Source organism: Rhodobacter sp. NSM (genome assembly GCF_052244495.1).
GTDB lineage: Bacteria > Pseudomonadota > Alphaproteobacteria > Rhodobacterales > Rhodobacteraceae > Cereibacter_A.
Genome location: NZ_JBQPXH010000008.1, coordinates 78,210 through 95,257, shown reverse-complemented (window position 1 = coordinate 95,257; position 17,048 = coordinate 78,210). Strand labels below are relative to the sequence as shown.

Annotated in this window: 14 protein-coding genes; 10 read left to right on the top strand and 4 right to left on the bottom strand. The window is 68.7% G+C overall.

Translation table 11 applies throughout. The features are described 5' to 3' along the window. The first annotated feature begins 107 nt into the window (after positions 1 to 107). The 7 genes from ACTVZP_RS15610 (at position 108) to ACTVZP_RS15580 (ending at position 8,299) form a co-directional block, all read left to right on the top strand. Entirely contained in the window at positions 108 to 2,417 is a 2,310-nt protein-coding gene (locus ACTVZP_RS15610; protein WP_443213091.1) for an FdhF/YdeP family oxidoreductase, read from the top strand. Between the two features lie 190 nt (positions 2,418 to 2,607). Beyond that, complete coding sequence (locus tag ACTVZP_RS15605) at positions 2,608 to 3,105, top strand: YciE/YciF ferroxidase family protein (RefSeq protein WP_443213090.1); 498 nt, start codon at positions 2,608 to 2,610, stop codon at positions 3,103 to 3,105. Positions 3,106 to 3,624: 519 nt separating this feature from the next. Further along, on the top strand, positions 3,625 to 3,873 hold the full coding sequence (locus ACTVZP_RS15600; protein ID WP_443213089.1) for a FeoA family protein: 249 nt from the start codon (positions 3,625 to 3,627) through the stop codon (positions 3,871 to 3,873). Positions 3,874 to 3,877: 4 nt separating this feature from the next. Further along, positions 3,878 to 4,117 carry a FeoA family protein gene (locus ACTVZP_RS15595; protein WP_443213088.1) on the top strand — a complete coding sequence of 80 codons (240 nt, stop codon included), beginning with the start codon at positions 3,878 to 3,880 and terminating at the stop codon, positions 4,115 to 4,117. Further along, positions 4,114 to 6,429 (top strand): Fe(2+) transporter permease subunit FeoB, encoded by a 2,316-nt coding sequence (gene feoB, locus ACTVZP_RS15590; RefSeq protein WP_443213087.1) that lies wholly within the window; start codon positions 4,114 to 4,116, stop codon positions 6,427 to 6,429. Before ACTVZP_RS15595 ends, feoB begins: the two co-directional genes overlap by 4 nt. Positions 6,430 to 6,436: 7 nt before the next feature. Next, positions 6,437 to 6,673, top strand: coding sequence for a FeoC-like transcriptional regulator (locus ACTVZP_RS15585; RefSeq protein WP_443213086.1), 237 nt, complete (start codon positions 6,437 to 6,439; stop codon positions 6,671 to 6,673). A gap of 81 nt (positions 6,674 to 6,754) precedes the next feature. Further along, on the top strand, positions 6,755 to 8,299 hold the full coding sequence (locus tag ACTVZP_RS15580) for a YifB family Mg chelatase-like AAA ATPase (RefSeq protein ID WP_443213085.1): 1,545 nt from the start codon (positions 6,755 to 6,757) through the stop codon (positions 8,297 to 8,299). Between the two features lie 187 nt (positions 8,300 to 8,486). On the opposite strand, the gene gshB is transcribed toward ACTVZP_RS15580, so the two are convergent. From gshB to rsmI, 3 genes are read right to left on the bottom strand one after another with little or no spacing between them, the layout of a single operon-like run. Then, a complete protein-coding gene (gene gshB, locus ACTVZP_RS15575; RefSeq protein ID WP_443213084.1) occupies positions 8,487 to 9,431 on the bottom strand; it encodes a glutathione synthase in 945 nt (314 codons plus the stop codon). A 58-nt stretch (positions 9,432 to 9,489) separates the two neighbouring features. Beyond that, positions 9,490 to 9,843 (bottom strand): YraN family protein, encoded by a 354-nt coding sequence (locus ACTVZP_RS15570; RefSeq protein WP_443213083.1) that lies wholly within the window; start codon positions 9,841 to 9,843, stop codon positions 9,490 to 9,492. Beyond that, a complete protein-coding gene (rsmI, locus tag ACTVZP_RS15565; protein ID WP_443213081.1) occupies positions 9,840 to 10,727 on the bottom strand; it encodes a 16S rRNA (cytidine(1402)-2'-O)-methyltransferase in 888 nt (295 codons plus the stop codon). Before rsmI ends, ACTVZP_RS15570 begins: the two co-directional genes overlap by 4 nt. Before the next feature lie 80 nt (positions 10,728 to 10,807). On the opposite strand from rsmI, the gene ACTVZP_RS15560 reads away from it, so the two are divergent. From ACTVZP_RS15560 to murJ, 3 genes are read left to right on the top strand one after another with little or no spacing between them, the layout of a single operon-like run. Further along, positions 10,808 to 11,983 (top strand): penicillin-binding protein activator, encoded by a 1,176-nt coding sequence (locus ACTVZP_RS15560; protein WP_443213080.1) that lies wholly within the window; start codon positions 10,808 to 10,810, stop codon positions 11,981 to 11,983. Next, the gene (locus ACTVZP_RS15555; RefSeq protein WP_443213183.1) at positions 11,967 to 14,759 is read left to right on the top strand and encodes a [protein-PII] uridylyltransferase; all 2,793 of its coding nucleotides are present in this window, start codon (positions 11,967 to 11,969) and stop codon (positions 14,757 to 14,759) included. The genes ACTVZP_RS15560 and ACTVZP_RS15555 overlap by 17 nt, the downstream gene beginning before the upstream one ends. Beyond that, entirely contained in the window at positions 14,756 to 16,297 is a 1,542-nt protein-coding gene (murJ, locus tag ACTVZP_RS15550; protein WP_443213079.1) for a murein biosynthesis integral membrane protein MurJ, read from the top strand. Before ACTVZP_RS15555 ends, murJ begins: the two co-directional genes overlap by 4 nt. Positions 16,298 to 16,352: 55 nt before the next feature. Here murJ and ACTVZP_RS15545 read toward each other — a convergent pair whose 3' ends face one another. Beyond that, the gene (locus ACTVZP_RS15545) at positions 16,353 to 17,033 is read right to left on the bottom strand and encodes a rhomboid family intramembrane serine protease (protein ID WP_443213078.1); all 681 of its coding nucleotides are present in this window, start codon (positions 17,031 to 17,033) and stop codon (positions 16,353 to 16,355) included. Positions 17,034 to 17,048 lie beyond the last annotated feature (15 nt).

The window sequence follows — 17,048 nt, the reverse complement described above, 5'->3', positions numbered from 1 at the left end:
TCCTTCGGGCTGCTGCGCACCGGTGCAGGCCGATCGGTGATGCGGATGTGACGGAACATGAAGCGCTCCTGCCGGTTCCCGCCTTGCGCCAGTCAAGGAGGATCCCGATGAACCAGCCCAAGGAGAACCGCCAGCGCGGAGATACGCCGCATTACGGCAAGGCCTCGGGAAGCTGGGGGTCGGTCCGCGGCATCGCGCAGGTGCTTCTCGACCAGAAGCCGGGGCCGGGCGTGATACAGACGCTGATGCGCCAGAACAAGCCGGGCGGACACATGTGCACCTCCTGCGCCTGGACAAAGCCTGCGCGGCCCCACCTGTTCGAATTCTGCGAGAACGGGGCCAAGGCGACCATCTGGGACCTCACGACCGACCGCTGCACACCCGACTTCTTCGCCGAGCACTCGGTCTCCGAGCTTCGCCGCTGGTCGGATCACGAGCTGGAGAAGGCCGGGCGGCTCACCCATCCCCTGCGCTACGATCCCGCGACCGATCATTACCTGCTGGTGTCGTGGGAAGAGGCCTTCCGCGAGATCGGGGCGAAGCTCAAAACGCTGGATCCGCAGTCGACGGTCTTCTACACGTCCGGGAAGGCGAGCCTCGAGACGGCCTTCCTCTGGCAGCTCTTCGCGCGGGCCTACGGGCACAACAACCTGCCCGACAGCTCGAACATGTGCCACGAGACGACGAGCGTCGGACTGAAGAAGGTGATCGGTTCGCCGGTGGGAACCTGCGTGCTCGAGGATTTCGAGCATTGCGACATGATCCTCTTCTTCGGGCAGAACACCGGCACCAACAGCCCGCGCTTCCTCCATGAACTGCAAAGGGCCGTCGAGCGGGGCTGCAAGATCGTCACCTTCAACCCGGTGCGAGAACGCGGCCTCGTGGAATTCGTGAACCCGCAGAACCCGTCGCAGATGACCATGGGCAGTGCCACGCGGATCTCGGACATCTACCTTCAGGTCCGCCCCGGCGGGGACATCGCCGCCCTCGCCGGGATCTGCAAGCATCTCTTCGCGCTGGAAGACACGCGCGGCAACGTCATCGACCGCGCCTTCGTGGCCGAGCACACCCAGGGTCTCGAGGCGTTCGAGGAAAGGGTCCGGTCGCTCTCGTGGGAAGAGATCGAGCGCGCCTCGATGCTGCGCCGCCCCGATCTCGAGCGCGTGGCCGAGATCTACGCCCAGTCGCGCCGCGTCATCGGCATCTACGGAATGGGCCTCACGCAGCACGTCCACGGCTGGCTGAACATCGGGATGCTCGTGAACCTTCTGCTCCTGCGCGGCAACATCGGGCGCAAGGGCGCGGGGATCTCGCCGGTGCGCGGCCACTCGAACGTGCAGGGCCAGCGCACCGTCGGGATCAGCGAGAAGCCCTCGCTTGTGCCCCTCGACAGGATGGAGGAGCATTTCGACCTGAAGATCCCGCGCAACGAAGGCTGGAACACGGCGGTCGCGGTCGAGAAGCTGCTCGACGGCACGATGAAGGCGTTCCTGTCGCTCGGCGGCAACTTCGCCCGCGCCATTCCCGATCAGGGGCGCACCGACCGGGTCTGGAGCGAGCTCGAGCTGAACGTGCAGGTGGCGACGAAGCTCAACCGGTCGCATACGCTCGTCGGGAAGTCGGCGTGGATGCTGCCCTGCCTCGTGCGGGCCGAGGAGGACAGGCAGGCCACCGGCCCGCAGGCGGTCTCGATGGAGGACAGCCTGAGCCACATCCACGGCTCGGTCGGCAAGCGTCCGCCGGCGTCGGCTTGGCTGAAGTCGGAGGCCGCGATCGTCGCGGGACTGGCGATGGCCACCCTTCCGCACAATCCGAAGCTCCGCTGGGCCGAGTGGATCGGCGACTACCGGCACATCCGCGACCTGATCGAGACCTTCTGGCCCGACCAGTTCGCGACCTTCAACGCCCGCCTCTTCACGCCGGGGGGCTTCTACCGGGGGAATGCGGCCCGCGAGCGGAACTGGAAGACCGAGAGCGGCAAGGCAGAGTTCACGACGCCCAGGCATCTCTGCGCGTTGGGCACGCCGCCCGAGGGCGCCGAGGTCACCCTCGTCACGCTGCGGTCGAACGACCAGTTCAACACGACGATCTACGGCTTTTCCGACCGTCTGCGCGGACTGGAAGGTCCGCGCAACGTGGTGCTGATGAACCCCGAGGAAATCGCGAGGCATGGCCTGCACGAGGGCCAGAAGGTGACGCTGGAATGTGCGCTCGGCGACGGGATCGAGCGGCGCGTCGGGGATCTCCGCGTCACCGCCTATGACCTGCCGGATGCCTGCGTGGCGGCCTATTACCCCGAGGTGAATGCGCTGGTGCCGCTGTCGGCGCGCGACGAGCTGTCCGGCACGCCCGCCTACAAGGGCACTCCGGTACGGATCGTGACCGGCGAGCCGTCGCCTGCCGCCGGCCTGCCGTAAGCGCCGCCCGCTGTCGCAGGTTCTGCGGGCGCCAAGGCTTCCGGCACGCGCCATCGATTCACGAAGCAACCGCTGGCATCGGGTCGCGCAGGACCGGCGGCATCCGACCGACCTCCCCATCTAACAGGACCTCGGCCGGAACAACGCTGCGGGATGTCCGTTCAAGGCCATCATCGTCAAGGAGACGGACATGAAGACCAAGGAACTCGACACGGCTTTCCACGATATGCTGAAGGACATCTACTATGCCGAGCGGCAGATCCTGAAGGCTTTGCCGAAGATGGCCCGGGCCGCCAAGTCCGAGCAGCTGAAGGAAGCCTTCAAGACCCATCGCGAGGAGACGGAGGGTCAGAAGGAACGGCTCGATAAGGTCTTCGAGCTGCTGGGCAAGCGGGCGCAGGGCAAGACCTGCCCGGCGATCGACGGCATCATCGAGGAAGGCTCCGAGGTGATGGACGAGTACAAGGACAGCCCGGCGCTGGATGCGGCCTTGCTGGCTGCGGCGCAGGCGGTGGAGCATTACGAGATGGCCCGCTACGGCACGCTCGTCGCCTGGGCTAAGGCGCTCGGGATGGAGGAGGCTGCGGCACTCCTCTCGGAAACGCTCGAAGAAGAGAAGAAGACCGACGGCCTGCTGAACGACCTCGCAGGCGCCGAAGTCAACAAGACCGCGATCGCGGCCGCCTGATCCGACTGGCCGGGCTGCGGCTTCCCGCGGCCCGGCCTCCTTGCGACTGCCCTAAGGTAGCGTGGGGCCGCTCCGTCACCCCTCAAACGGTGGACAGGCAAAGCGTCAGGTGGTGCACATCGCGCCTGACGCGCGGGATCAAGAAGCGTTCGTCATCCCGCCTGTCTTCCTCGTGTGCGAAGCGTCCTGCGTGGCAAATGCGGGACGCCGGCACCTGCTTTCCCTCTGCGACTCACTTTCATTCGCATCGTGGCGAAAGGCTGTCCGCAGCTCCTCTGAACCGTCGGAGCCCTCGCGCCGGTGCAGTCAGCCGGCCTTCAGCCCAATATGATTGCCTAATTCATAAGCCAAGCGCCTAATCCGCGCGCAAAGCACCCGTGCTCGAATGCGATAAAGCCGGTTCATCGGCCCCATGTTTGATCCGCGTCAAGGTGCCTCACTCACCAATCCTTATCAAAATCGTAAACCATCCGGGACAGGCCACCGAGCAGATGCGCCGTGCGCAAAGGAGTCGAGACGATGATCAATGCGAGGCAGATGCCCCTCGTCCTGGCGCAGGAAGGCGCGCGCATGGCGGTAACGGGTCTGGCCGGCTGCCGCGAGATGCAGAAACGGCTCTCCGAAATGGGCCTCCACGTCGGCGGCGAGGTCAAGGTGGTGCGCAGCTGCAGTTGCGGGCCACTTTTGGTGGCCGTCGGCAAGTCGCGGCTTGCGCTCGGGCAGGAGATGTCCCGCAAGATCTTCGTCACCGCGATCCACGACAGGTAAGCCCATGGTCCGGACGCTGAAGGACATGGTCGCGGGCGCGACCGCCCGGGTCACGGGCTATGCGCCGGGCGGCGCGGCCTACCGGCAGAAACTCCTCTCGATGGGGCTCACGCCCGGAACCGCCCTGCGGGTCCTGCGCATCGCGCCTCTGGGGGATCCGATCGTGATCGAGGTTCGCGGCTATCAGCTCTCGCTGCGCAAGGCCGAGGCCGACGCCCTGTCCATCGAGGAGACCGCAGCATGACGACCGCCACCATCGCCCTGCTCGGCAACCCGAACTGCGGCAAGACCACGCTCTTCAACGCGCTGACCGGGACGCGGCAGATGGTCGGCAACTGGCCGGGCGTGACCGTCGAGAAGAAGACGGGCGAGATCCGCCTCGGCGCCCGCAGCGTCACGCTCGTGGACCTGCCCGGCACCTATTCGCTGGGCTCGGGCCATGCGGTCTCGACCGACGAGCGGATCGCGCGCGACTTCGCCCTGTCGGGCGAGGCGCAGATCGTCGTGAACATCGTCGACGCCTCGAACATCGAGCGCAACCTCTACCTCACGCTGCAGATCATCGAGATGGGCGTGCCCGTCGTGGTCGCGCTGAACATGATGGACATCGCGGCGACTCACCGGATCGAGATCGACCTGGAGCGCCTCGCCGAGCGTCTCGGCTGCCCGGTGGTCCCGATCGTCGCGGCCAGCGGCAAGGGCATCGACGCGCTGAAGGAGACCGTCGCCCTTGCGCTGGACACCGGGGTTCAGCAGGCGCGGCCGCTGACCTATGTGCCCGAGATCGAGGCCGCCGTCGCCGAACTCGTGCCGCTGATCGAGGCGGCCGGCGAGACGCGCGCGCCGCGCTGGCTGGCGCTGGAACTGCTGGAGGGCAGCCGGACCCTGATCGCGCGGGTCCCCGCCCTCGCAGGCGACGTCGCCCGCGCACGTCAGGCGCTGGAAGAGGCGCTCGGCTACGATCCGGACACGGCCATCGCCAGCGGCCGATACGACGCCGTGGCCGAGGTGACCTCGGAAGCCGTGACCCGCCGGTCGGAACTCGGCCGGACCCTGTCGGACAGGATCGACCGGGTGGTGCTCAACCGCGCGATGGGGATCCCGATCTTCCTCGTCGTCATGTATTTGATGTTCATGTTCACGATCAACGTGGGCAGCGCCTTCATCGACTTCTTCGACATCGCGGCAGCGACGATCTTCGTCGACGGCGCGGCCGAGATCCTCGGGCGGGCGGGCAGCCCGGACTGGCTGACGACGGTTCTCGCCTCGGGCGTAGGCGGCGGCATTCAGACGGTCGCCACCTTCATCCCCGTCATCGCCTGCCTGTTCCTGTTCCTTTCGGCGCTCGAGGATTCGGGCTACATGGCGCGGGCCGCCTTCGTGATGGACCGCTTCATGCGATTGGTCGGCCTGCCCGGCAAGAGCTTCGTGCCGCTGATCGTGGGCTTCGGCTGCAACGTGCCGGCCGTGATGGCGACGCGCACGCTCGAGAACGAGCGCGACCGGACCATGACGATCGCCATGGCGCCCTTCATGTCCTGCGGCGCGCGCCTGCCGGTCTACGCGCTCTTCGCCGCGGCCTTCTTCCCCACCAACGGGCAGAACCTCGTCTTCCTGCTCTATCTTCTCGGCATCCTCGCGGCGGTCTTCACCGGCCTCGTGCTGAAGAACACGCTGCTTCCGGGCGCCACGACGCCCTTCGTGATGGAACTGCCGCCCTACCACATTCCGACGCTCCGCGGCGTGCTGCTGCGCACCTGGGACCGCCTCAAGTCCTTCGTGATCCGGGCAGGTCGCGTGCTGGTGCCGGTCGTGGCGGTGATCGCGGTCCTCAACTCTTGGGGACGCGACGGCAGCTTCGGCAACGAGGACACCGACAACTCTATGCTCGCAGCCATCGGCCAGACCATCGTGCCCGCCTTCGAGCCGATGGGCATCCGCGAGGAGAACTGGCCCGCCACGGTCGGCGTCTTCACCGGACTTCTCGCCAAGGAGGCGGTGGTCGGCACCTTGAACGCGCTCTACTCCGGCCTGGCCGAGGACGGAGCCGCGGCGCCTGACGAGGAGACGGGCTACAGCCTCGCGGGTGGCCTCGCCCTCGCGGTCGCCACCATCGGCGAGAATTTCGCGGGCCTTGCCGACAGCCTGACCGACCCGCTCGGGATCGAGATCGGGGACATGTCCTCGACCGACGCGGCCGCGGAGGAGCTCGCAGTCTCGACCGGCACCTTCGGCGCGATGCGGGCGCTCTTCGACGGGCAGGCCGGCGCCTTCGCCTATCTGCTCATGGTGCTGCTCTACGTTCCCTGCACCGCGGCCATCGCGGCGATCTGGCGCGAGGCGGGCGGCGCCTGGACCGGCTTCGTCTCGGTCTGGACGTTGATGATGGGCTGGGGCTCGGCGGTGGTGTTCTATCAGGCGGCGACCTTCGCGCGTCATCCGGAAGCGTCGGCCTTCTGGATCGGCGGCGTGCTGGCGGCCTTCGCGCTGGTCATCCTCGTCCTGAAACGCATCGGCGGCGTCGGAGGCTCCCGTCCCGCCACGGCCGACGCATGAGGTCACCATGCTGCTGATCGCCGTCCGCGACTACCTGCGAGAGCGTCACCAGGCGAGCCTCACGGACCTCGCCTTCCGCTTCCGCTGCGATCCCGCCGCGATGCGTGGCATGGTCGAGCACTGGATTGGGAAGGGAAAGGCGCGCGAACTGCCGCGCGAGCCCCTGGCCTGCGGCAAGTCCTGTTGCGGCTGCGCGAAGCTTCCCGAGTCGGTCTACGAATGGCTCGAGGCACCCACCAGCTGAGGTGCTGTTTCCACGGGCGGTTCAACTTGGTTAACACTCGATCAAGGAATTGGCGCTAAGCCTCGGGAGAGAGGGAGTGCCATGATCGCCCGAGCCTTCACCGTCGCCTTCGAAGGCATCGAGCCCCGCAGCGTCGAGGTGCAATGCGCCGTGTCGCCCGGCCTGCCCGCCTTCGCCATCGTGGGCCTGCCCGACAAGGCCGTCTCGGAGGCGCGCGAAAGGGTGCGGACGGCGCTGGCCGCCATGTCCATCGCCCTCCCCTCGCGCCGGATCACGGTGAACCTCTCGCCCGCCGACCTGCCCAAGGAAGGATCCCATTTCGACCTCGCCATCGCCCTCGCGCTGCTGGCGGCGCTCGAGATCGTGCCGGCGGACGAGGTGGAGCACGCACTCGCCATCGGCGAGCTTTCGCTCGACGGGCGGCTGGTTCCGGTGGCGGGAGCATTGCCTGCCGCGGTCGCAGCCGCCGAACAGGATCGCGCCCTCCTCTGCCCCCGCGCCTGCGGCGCTGAGGCGGCCTGGGTCGGCGCGACGCAGGTCCTCGCCGCCGCGACGCTGGACGAGGTGGTCCGGCATTTCACCGGTCAGGCTCCCATCACGCCGGCGGAAGCCGGCGAGGTGTCGGAGGGACCGAAGCACTGGACCGACCTCGGCCGGGTCAGCGGCCAGGAACGGGCGAAGCGCGCGCTGGAGATATCGGCCGCAGGGCGTCACCACCTGCTGATGATCGGCGCGCCGGGGTCGGGCAAGTCGATGCTGGCGCGCTGCATGCCCGGCATCCTGCCCCCGATGACGCCGGTCGAGGCGCTTGAAACCTCGATGATCCACTCGCTGGCCGGCAAGCTCGGCGATGGCGGCATCAGCCGGACGCGGCCGTTCAGCGACCCGCACCATACGGCCTCGCCCGCCTCCATCGTCGGTGGCGGCCGGCGTGCCGAGCCCGGCGAGGTCAGCATCGCGCACAACGGCGTCCTCTTCCTCGACGAACTGCCCGAGTTCCCGCCGCGCGTGCTCGACACGTTGCGCCAGCCGCTCGAGACCGGCGAGATCATGGTGCCTCGGGCCGAGGCCCGCTACCGCTATCCCTGCCGCTTCCTGCTGATCGCCGCGGCGAACCCCTGCCGATGCGGTCACCTGGCCGACGCGGCGAGAGCCTGCAGTCGCGCGCCCTCCTGTGGGGAAGACTACCTTGGCCGCATCTCCGGCCCGCTGATGGACCGGTTCGACCTCCGGATCGAGGTGCCGCCGGTCGACTGGGTGGATGGCGGCCTGCCCACGGCAACCGAGAATTCCGCGGCTGTCGCCGCCCGCGTCGCCGCGGCGCGCGAGATCCAGGCTCGGCGCTATGCGGACCGCCCCGAGGTGCGGGTCAATGCCGATGCGGATGGTCAGCTGCTCGAGGAGATCGCCGCTCCGGACGCCGAGGGCCGGGCGCTGCTCGGCCGAGTGGCCCAGCGGTTCGGCCTCTCGGCCCGCGCCTACCATCGGATCCTCCGTGTGGCGCGAACCATCGCGGACCTCGACCACTCGCGCGACCTGCGCTACCCCCATCTCGCCGAGGCGGTGAGCTACCGCCTCGCCGCCACGACCGCCCGGCGTGACGGCTCCGCTCTCACCTCAGGCTGAGGCGGTGTGATTCGCCCGCCGGTGCCCCCGGCCGGCAGGTCCGCGCGACGCGGCGTGGTGCTCGCGGAACGCGAAAGAGGAGGCGTCGGCCCGGCGGCGCGGACAAATCGAGCCGCGACGTCACCTGAGGGCCGCAGCGCCCGGCGCGCCGCCGCCGCAAACCGCCTGCGCGCCGCGCCATGGCGGATCAGGCCGTGCGTCTGGCCTCGATGGCGTCCCAGATGAGCGCCGCGCCATTGGTGCCGTCGAACCGCTCGAGCTCCTGCAGCCCGGTGGGAGAAGTCACGTTGATCTCGGTCAGCCAGTCGCCGATCACGTCGATGCCGACGAAGATCTGACCCTTCTCGCGCAGCACTGGGCCGAGGGCCGCGCAGATCTCCCGGTCGCGGTCGGTCAGGCCGACCTTCTCGGGCCGTCCTCCCGCATGCATGTTCGAGCGGGTCTCGCCCAGCTGCGGAACGCGGTTGATCGCTCCGATCGGCTCGCCCTCGACGAGGATGATCCGCTTGTCGCCGCGCTCGACCGCAGGAAGGAACTGCTGCGCGATCAGCGGCTCGCGGCTCATCGAGGTGAAGAGTTCGTGCAGCGACGACAGGTTGCGGTCGTTCGGGTCGAGCCGGAAGACGCCCGCGCCGCCGTTGCCGTAGAGCGGCTTGAGGATGATGTCCCCGTGGCGTTCCTTGAAGGCGCGGATCGTGGCGAGATCGCGCGCGATCGTGGTGGGCGGGATCAGCTCCGGGAAGCGCAGCACCAGCAGCTTCTCGGGCGAGTTGCGGACCCAGAAGGGATCGTTCACCACGAGCACCTTCGGCATCAGCAGTTCGAGTATGTGCGTCGTGGTGATATAGCCCATGTCGAAGGGCGGATCCTGCCGCAGCCAGACGACGTCGAACTGGCCCAGATCGACCAGGGTCTCTTCGCCGAAGCTGACGTGATTGCCCTTCTCGCGGCGAAGTTCGATCCACGAGCCGCGAGCCGTGACCCGCCCGTCGTCATAGGCCAGGTGCTCTGGCGTGTAGAAGAACAGACGGTGGCCGCGCGCCTGGGCCTCGATGGCGATCCGGAAGGTGCTGTCAGCGTCGATGTTGACCGATGCGATCGGATCCATCTGAAGGGCGACGTTCAGGCTCATGCGCATCTCCTGCCGGTTCGGCCCTTGATGGCGCAGTGCCCTGGCGGTTGCAACAGGGTCAGGCGGCGAAGGCGTTGCTGATGATCTCGATCCTGCCCATTGCATCGACGAGCGCCACGTCGAAGCGGCTGGCCGTCAACTGTCCGCGCGGCTCTCCGGCCAGAAACTCCGATGCGGCGCCGTAGATGCGGTCCATCTGCCGGCGCGACAGCCTCGCGGCCGCCGCCGCGTGGCTCTTGCTCTTCTTGACCTCGATGAAGACGACCTCGGCCCCGTCCCGTGCGATCAGGTCGATCTCGCCCGAAGCGCCCCTCCAGCGACGCGCGGTCACCGGCCGGCCCGACCGGTCGTAGATCCGGGCAACGGCCTCTTCCGCCGATTGCCCCGCGTGATAGGAGACCTCTCCGCTCATTTTTCCTCCGCCAGCCGCAGCGCGGCCTGATAGACGTCCCGTCGGGGCAGCCCGAGTTGCCCCGCCACCGAGGCCGCGGCCTCCTTGACCGTCATGGTCTCGAGCGCGGCAGACAGCGCCGCCTCAAGATCCTCGGGCCCCGCCTGCACCGGCGGCGCCCGATCCACGACGACCACGATCTCGCCCTTGACGGCGCGGTCGCGGAAGGCGCCCGAGAGGTCTTCCAGCTTCCCGCGCGACACTTCCTCGAATCGCTTCGTCAGTTCCCGGCAGACGGCCGCTTCCCGGTTTCCCAGTGCTACCGCCATATCCACTAATGTTTGGCTAATGCGCTTCGGAGATTCGTAGACGACAAGCGTCGCGGGCACCGTGGCGAGTTCGGCGAGGAACTTCCGCCGGGCGGAGGCCGTGGCGGGAGGGAACCCTGCAAAGAGGAAGCGGTCGGTCGGCAGACCCGAGACGGTCAGCGCCGCCAGCACCGCGGACGGGCCCGGCGCCGCGAGCACCGGATGACCCGCCGCGATCGCGGCACGCCCGAGCTGGAACCCGGGGTCCGCGACCAGGGGGGTGCCCGCCTCCGAGGCATAGGCGACGCTGCGTCCCTCGGCGAGCGCGCGAAGGAGCCTGGGCCGCGCCGCCTCGCCGTTGTGGTCGTGGTAGGCCACCAGTGGCCGTCCGCCGAGCGGGATCCCGTGGATCTCCATCAGGTGACGGAGCGTGCGCGTGTCCTCGGCAGCCAGCACGTCCGCCGACCTGAGGATGTCCAGCGCCCGGAGCGTGATGTCGCGCGCAGCGCCGATGGGCGTGGCGATGAAGTGCAGACCCGGCGCGAGCGGGCGGACGCCGACGGGGGCCTGTTCCGGCTCGGCATCGCCGATGGACATGGGGGTGCTCCTTGCAAAGTTGCCATCCCGGACGCGACCGCTTAGGCTCGGCCCGCATCGACATGGGATGAGGAGCCAGCATGTTGTCCGTTCTCAGCCGAGCCCGCAAGTCGCTGGGCCGCACGGCATTGGCGTTTGCAGCGCTTGCCCTGGCCGCCTGCGAGCCGGTCGCCATGGGCGGCGGCGGTCCCGCTGTCGACAGCTCGAAACCCGTGCCGGTGGCCCTCCTCGTGCCCGGCGGTTCGGGTCAGGCCAGCGACGAGCTCATCGCGCGCAGCCTGCAGAACGCCGCCCGGCTCGCCGCGGCCGACCTCGGCAATGTCCAGATCGACCTGCGGGTCTACAACACCGCGGCCCAGCCGTCGCAAGCCGCGACCGTGGCCTCGCAGGCGGTGGCCGAGGGCGCGCGGATCATCCTCGGCCCGGTCTTCGCGCAGGAAGCGAACGCCGTGGGTGCCGCCGTCGCGCCGAGCGGCGTGAACGTGCTCAGCTTCTCGAACAATCCCGACATCGCGGGCGGCAACGTCTTCGTGCTCGGGCCGACCTTCCAGAACACCGCGAACCGCCTCTCGCGCTATGCCGTGAGCCAGGGCAGCGGCCGGATCATGGTGGTCAACGACCGGACTCCCGCGGGCCAGTCGGGCCGGACGGCGATCGAGCGCGGCGTGGCGCAGGCCGGCGGCACGCTGGTCGCCGCGATGGACTACGAGTTCTCGCAGAACGGCATCGTCTCGGCCGCGCCGGGCATCGTCGAGCGGGCGCGGTCGACGAATGCGCAGGCCCTCTTCCTCACGGCCGATACCGCGGGCGCGCTGCCGCTGATCACGCAGCTCCTGCGCGAGAACGGCCTGCCCTCCGATACGGCGCGCTTCATCGGCCTGACGCGCTGGGACATTCCCTCGGCCACGCTTTCGCTTCCGGGCGTTCAGGGCGGCTGGTTCGCTCTTCCCGATCCCGGCGTCTACGGCCAGTACGAGCAGCGCTACCGTGCGGCCTATGGCGAAGCGCCGCATCCCATCTCGGGTCTGGCCTATGACGGTGTCGCCGCGGTGGGCGCGCTGCTCAAGCGGGGTGCATCGGACGGGCTGAGTGGGCGCGCGCTCACCCAAGGCTCTGGATTCGTCGGCGTGAACGGCATATTCCGGCTGCGCAGCGACGGCACCAACGAACGCGGATTGGCCGTCGCCCAGATCCGCAACAACCAGGTGGTAGTGATTGACCCCGCGCCGCGAAGCTTCGGTGGCGCCGGCTTCTGAGCCCGGCGCCGCGCAGGATCCGCTCTTTCAGGGGCTGATCCTGCCCCGTTCCCGCATCATCGATCCCGAGGCACTGACGCGCAGCATCCTCGCCGAGATCGACGCGACCTCTCCTACCGATCCGAGGGCCTCCCGCGCCATCGCCGTCCGCCAGATGACGGAGGCGAAGGCTGCGGGCAACCGCGCCCTTTCCGAGGCATTCGAGGCGCGGCCGCGCGAGGCGCGCGGCCTGTTCCGCGCGCAGGCGGTCCTGACCGATGGGCTTGTGACCACCGCGCTCCGCATCGCCTGCGAGCGGCTGCATCCGCTGGCCAATCCGACCGAGGCAGAGCGCATCGCCGTCCTCGCCGTCGGAGGCTACGGCCGGGCCGAGATGGCGCCCCATTCCGACGTGGACCTGCTCTTCCTCACGCCGTGGAAGATCACGCCCTGGGCCGAGATGGTGATCGAGAGCATGCTCTACATGCTCTGGGACCTGCGGCTGAAGGTGGGCCATTCCAGCCGCACGGTGAAGGACTGCGTGCGCCTCGCACGCGAGGACATCACGATCCGCACCGCTCTGCTCGAGCACCGCTTCCTCGCCGGGCACGAGCCGCTCGCCGCCGAGTTCGACGACAAGCTCTGGACCGACCTCTTCCGCGGCACCGGTCCCGAGTTCATCGAGGCCAAGCTCGAGGAGCGCGCACAGCGCCACAAGCGGCAAGGCGGGCAGCGCTACGTTCTCGAACCCAACGTGAAGGAGGGCAAGGGCGGGCTGCGCGACCTCCAGACGCTCTACTGGATCGGCAAGTATCTCAATCGCGTGGCCTCTCCCGCGGGGCTGGTGGCGGCGGGGCTTCTCACGCGCGAGGAATTCGACACCTTCGAGCGCGCCGAGGCCTTTCTCTGGGCGGTGCGCAGCCACCTGCACTACATCACCGGCCGGGCAACCGACCAGCTCACCTTCGACCTTCAGGTCGAGGTGGCCGCCCGCATGGGCTATGCCGACACGCGCGGCCGCCGGGGCGTCGAGATCTTCATGCAGGACTACTTCCGCCACGCCACCCGCGTGGGCGAGCTGACCCGTGTCTTCCTCGCCCAGCTCGAGGCGCGGCACGAGAAGCGGGAACCGAAGCTCATGGGCCTCTTCCGCCGCAAGAAGCGGCTGAAGGCGGGCTACCGGCTGGTGAACGGGCGGATCGACGTGGTCGACGCCAAGGCCTTCCTCGCCGACAAGCTGAACATCCTGCGCATCTTCGAGGAAGCGCTCCGCACGGGCCTGCTGATCCATCCGGGCGCGATGCGTCTCATCGCGGCCAACCTGCACCTGATCGACGAAGAGATGCAGCACGACCGCGAGGCCAACCGGATCTTCCTCGACACGCTGCTGAAGCACGGCAACCCGGAACGCGCGCTGCGCCGGATGAACGAGCTGGGCGTCCTCGGGGCCTTCATCCCCGAGTTCGAGCGCATCGTGGCCATGATGCAGTTCAACGTCTACCACCACTACACGGTGGACGAGCACACCATCCAGTGCATCTCGACGCTGGCGCAGATCGAGCGGCACGAGCTGGACGAGGAACTGCCGATCGCCAACCGGATCCTGACCGAGGGGATCAACCGTCGCGTCATCTATGTGGCGCTGCTGCTTCACGACATCGGAAAGGGCCGCCCCGAGGACCATTCGATCCTCGGCGCGCAGATCGCCCGCCGCGTCGCCCCCCGCTTCGGGCTGAACGCCGAGGAATGCGAGACGGTCGAATGGCTGGTCCGCTACCACCTGCTCATGTCCGACATGGCGCAGAAGCGCGACATCGGCGATCCGCGCACGCTGCGGGACTTCGCCAAGGCGGTGAAGTCGAAGAAGCGGCTTGACCTGCTGACCGTGCTTACTGTCTGCGACATCCGCGGCGTGGGGCCGGGCACCTGGAACAACTGGAAGGCCCAGCTTCTCCGCAAGCTCTACCGCGACACGGTGACGGCGCTGGACGCGGGGCTCGAGAGCCTGAACCGCGAGAACCGGGCCGACGAGGCCAAGCGCGCACTGCGCGAGATGCTCGAGGACTGGGACCCGAAGGAGCTGAGGGCCGAACTCGCCCGTCACTACCCGCCCTACTGGCAGGCGCTGTCGAACGCGACGCATGCGGTTTTCGCGCGGATGCTGCGGGGCCTTGGCGAGGACGAGATCCGGATCGACCTCGATCCCGATCCCGACCGCGACGCCACCCGCGCCTGTTTCGCGCTGGCCGACCATCCGGGCATCTTCTCGCGCCTCGCCGGCGCGCTTGCGCTGGTGGGGGCGAACGTGGTGGACGCGCGGACCTACACCACCAAGGACGGCTATGCGACGGCCGTCTTCTGGATCCAGGATGCCGAGGGCTCGCCCTACGAGATCAGCCGCCTGCCGCGCCTGACCAGCATGATCGACAAGACGCTGAAGGGCGAGGTCGTGGCGCGCGAGGCCTTCCGTGACCGCGACAAGCTGAAGAAACGCGAGGCGCAGTTCCGCTTCCCGACCCACATCGTCTTCGACAACGACGGATCGGACATCTACACGATCATCGAGGTGGATACGCGTGACAGGCCGGGCCTGCTCTATGACCTGACGCGGACGCTGGCCGCCAACAACATCTACATCGCCTCTGCCGTGATCGCGACCTACGGGGCGCAGGTCGTGGACAGCTTCTACGTGAAGGACATGTTCGGGCTGAAGCTGCACCAGAAGACGCGGCAGGAGACGCTGGAAAAGAAGCTGCGCCAGGCGATCCTCGAGGGCGCGGAGCGGGCACAGCGGTGAAGCCGATCTCTCTCGCGCGCGGGTTCCTGACGGTCGGCGGCTGGACGCTGATGAGCCGCGGCGCGGGCTTTGCCCGCGACGTGATGATGGCGGCCTATCTGGGCGCGGGCCCGGTGGCCGAGGCCTTCCTCGTCGCCTTCTCGCTGCCCAACATGTTCCGCCGCTTCTTCGCCGAGGGTGCGTTCAACATGGCCTTCGTGCCGATGTTCGCCAAGAAGCTCGAGGGCGGCGAGGATGCGAAGGCCTTTGCCCGCGACGCCTTCTCGGGGCTCGCGGGGCTTCTCGTGGTCTTCACGCTGCTGGGCACGCTGCTCATGCCCTGGCTCGTCCTCGCCATGGCTTCGGGCTTCGTGGGCGACGCGCGCTTCGAACTCGCGGTCGAGTTCGGGCGCATCGCCTTCTCCTACATCCTCTTCATCTCGCTGGTGGCGCTGCTCTCGGGGGTGCTGAACGCCTTCGGCCGCTTCACCGAGGCGAGCTTCGTGCCGGTGCTGATGAACCTCATGTTCATCGCGGCCATGCTGGTGGCGGACCGCATGGGCTGGGACATGGGCCTGACGCTCGCCTGGACGGTGCCGGTGACGGGCGTGGCGCAGTTCCTTTTCACCTGGTTCGCGGCGCGCAGGCTGGGCTTCACGCTCTGGCCGCACCTGCCGCGGCTGACGCCGGACCTGAAGCGCCTCGCCGTGATCGCGGCCCCCGCCGTGCTGGCGGGCGGCGTGGTGCAGGTGAACCTGCTCGTCGGCCGGCAGGTGGCAAGCTTCACCGAGGGCGCGGTGGCCTGGCTCTCCTATGCCGACCGGCTTTACCAGCTGCCACTGGGTGTCGTGGGCATCGCCATCGGCACCGTGCTTCTGCCGGACCTCGCGCGCCGGCTGCGGGCGGGCGACGAGGCCGGCAGCCGCGCCTCGTTCAACCGCGGAACCGAGTTCGCGCTGATGCTGACGCTGCCTGCCGCCGTGGCGCTCGTGGTGATCGCCCTGCCGCTGACGCAGGTCCTGTTCCAGCGCGGCGCTTTCGGGGCCGAGGATGCCCGGAACACGGCGCTCGTGCTCGGCGCCTACGGTCTGGGATTGCCGGCCTTCGTGCTCCACAAGGTGCTGCAGCCGCTCTACTACGCGCGCGAGGATACGCGGCGCCCCTTCCACTATGCGCTCGTCTCGATGGGGGTGAACCTCGCCTTCGCGCTCGGGCTGATGCCGGTCATGGGCTTCCTCGCGGCGGCCCTCGCCACCACCGTCTCGGGCTGGGTCATGGTCTGGCAGCTCTGGGCGGGGTCTCGCGGGATGGGTGCTGCCAGCCGCCTCGACGAGCGGCTGCGCGCGCGGCTGCCGCGCATCATCGCGGCCGCGCTCTTCATGGGGCTGGTGCTTTACGGGGCGAACCGGCTGCTCGGCCCGCTCCTCGCCGAGCCGGGCTGGCGCTATCCGGTCCTCGCGGCGCTCGTGTCCGTGGGGATGGCGAGCTACTTCGGCGCGGGAGCGGCGATCGGCGCCTTCCGCCTGTCGGACCTGCGATCGCTCCGCCGCCGGGCCTGAGGGCGGCGGACGGGCTTCTTCCGCATCTGCGCCTTGCCAGCGGAGCCAGTGGCTCTCAGCGCCGGCGCAGCTTCTCCATCACCCGCGCCCAGCCGCCGGGGCTGACGGCAAAGGACAGAAGGAAGCCGGTCGCGAAGCCCGCAAGGTCGGCCACCCAGTCGTAGCCACCACCGAAGAAGAGCCCGAAGAAAAGCTGGATGCCGAGCAGCATCCCGATCAGGGTGAAGGCCCGGAACTGGTTCGAGCCGGTCGCCGCAAGGCGCGTCCAGATCAGGAAGGTGAAGGCGCCGACCAGCCCGTAATCCGCCGGATAGGCCCCGATCAGCGGCGCCCGCACGCCCGGGATCGCCGCATAGGCCAGCGCCCCGACCACGGCCGCGCCGAGAAAGACCGCCGCCACCGCCCAGGGCCGGAACACCTCGCCCACCATCTTCCCGAGCGCGAGCAGGATCACCACGGCCATCAGCGCATGCAGGAAGGTCGCGTGAACCAGCGGATAGGTCACGAGCCGGATCATCCCCTGCCAGGGGTAGGTGTGGGTCTCGAGCATGGCCCGCATCAGGTCGGGCGAGAAGGCGAACCGCTGCCAGGCGTCGAGCCGCCAGCCCTCGCCCCCGCCTGTGACGCCGCTCTGCCCGAGGCCGATCACCGCCTCCATCGCGATGATGGGCAGGGCCAGAAACCAAACCACCGCCGGCAGCGGATTGATCGGCGAAGCATTGTAATCGTCACGCATGGGGCACCCCGTCTG